The sequence below is a fragment of the Butyricicoccus sp. genome (genome assembly GCF_050872565.1).
Classification (GTDB): domain Bacteria; phylum Bacillota; class Clostridia; order Oscillospirales; family Butyricicoccaceae; genus Butyricicoccus_A.
Window position 1 is genome coordinate 1 of sequence record NZ_JBNMHC010000490.1, and the last position, 1,286, is coordinate 1,286.

Genomic DNA, 1,286 nt, shown 5'->3' on the forward strand with positions numbered 1-1,286 from the left:
ATGCATGAGAATATAATGTCCCTTGAACAGATGTCCTACATCGTCCCAGCCAAACATCTTTTCTTTCGGGAATCCCTTCTGACGCATGACTGCCTTATGCTTGCTGCCTTCCTTCTCGTACACATAATTGGCGAGGAACATATCCGGCAGCGTATTCAGCTTAATGAGCGTCCGCAGGCGCTTGAGCACACGCAGATAGCTATCCCGATCCAGCCAGTCATCGCTGTCTACCACCTTGAAATACACGCCGGAGGCATGTTTTAAGCCGGTGTTGACCGCGGCACCATGTCCGCCGTTAGGCTGGTGAATGGCATGGATAATATCCGGATACTTTGCCGCATAGGCATCCGCGATTTCTGCCGTTCGATCCGACGAACCGTCATCAACGATCAGAATTTCTACATCCTTCCCGCCCGGCAGCAAAGATTCAATACACTTCTCCATATACGCTTCCGAATTGTAGCACGGAACAGCAAAACTTAACAGTTTCATTTGATTTCTTCTCATCCTTACACATACTTCTTTGCATGGTTACAAATGCTTTCCTATTGTAAAGCATTTTTCTTGTCTTTGCAAGTCTAAGTATATCGTATTTCAGGGAAAATTTGTATTAAGATTTTGTGTTGATTTACAAAAACGTGGAAAAAAGCCTGTTATTCCTGCATGATTTGCCAGCGGTAAAACCCGCGATAGCCGTCTTCTATGCTGTACGCTTCCCAGCCATGCTCTTGCATCCATGCGGCAAACTCATCGCTGGTCTCTCCCGTATAGCACATCATGTAAATCGGTTTATCTTTAGGCAGTTCTGCCATGCGGTCGTTGAGGTCTTCCCAATAGATATGCACGGCTCCCGGAATCGTACCCAGACGAAATTCTCGATCCTTTCTCATATCCAGAATCAGTTTTTCTCGGGTATCCGCCATCATTTGTTCTGTCGTTCTGCTATATGTCTGCATATGCGTCCTCCTCATTATCCCAGCGCAACATCTAACGTCATCATCAGCGTAAAGCCTACGGCAAACAACAGGGTTCCCACATTGGAATGCTGTCCTTCCGACATTTCCGGAATCAACTCTTCTACCACGACATACATCATCGCACCCGCCGCAAAGCTCAACAAATACGGCAGCCACGGCAGAATATGCGCCGCTGCCAAAATGGTAATCCAAGCACCGATTGGCTCTACAGCACCGGATAACACGCCGCACACAAAAGACTTTCCCTTTCCCATGCCTTCTGCGCGCAGCGGCAGAGAAATAATCGCACCTTCCGGAAAGTTTTGAATC

General features: G+C 47.5%; 3 protein-coding genes. All 3 read right to left on the minus strand.

Annotated elements, in window-relative coordinates; translation table 11 throughout:
* Positions 1–492, minus strand: a 492-nt coding sequence (locus ACR0P9_RS12810) for a glycosyltransferase family 2 protein (RefSeq protein ID WP_432620739.1), incomplete at its 3' end; no start/stop codon positions are given.
* A 161-nt stretch (positions 493–653) separates the two neighbouring features.
* The gene (locus ACR0P9_RS12815) at positions 654–956 is read right to left on the minus strand and encodes a rhodanese-like domain-containing protein (protein ID WP_432620741.1); all 303 of its coding nucleotides are present in this window, start codon (positions 954–956) and stop codon (positions 654–656) included.
* A 14-nt stretch (positions 957–970) separates the two neighbouring features.
* Positions 971–1,286: ZIP family metal transporter (locus tag ACR0P9_RS12820; RefSeq protein ID WP_432620743.1), on the minus strand; the 316-nt coding region annotated here is incomplete at its 5' end.

Coding starts and splice junctions, on each gene's coding strand:
- ACR0P9_RS12815 (WP_432620741.1), bottom strand. CDS start 956: ATGCAGACATATAGCAGAACGACAGAACAAATGATGGCGGATACCCGA.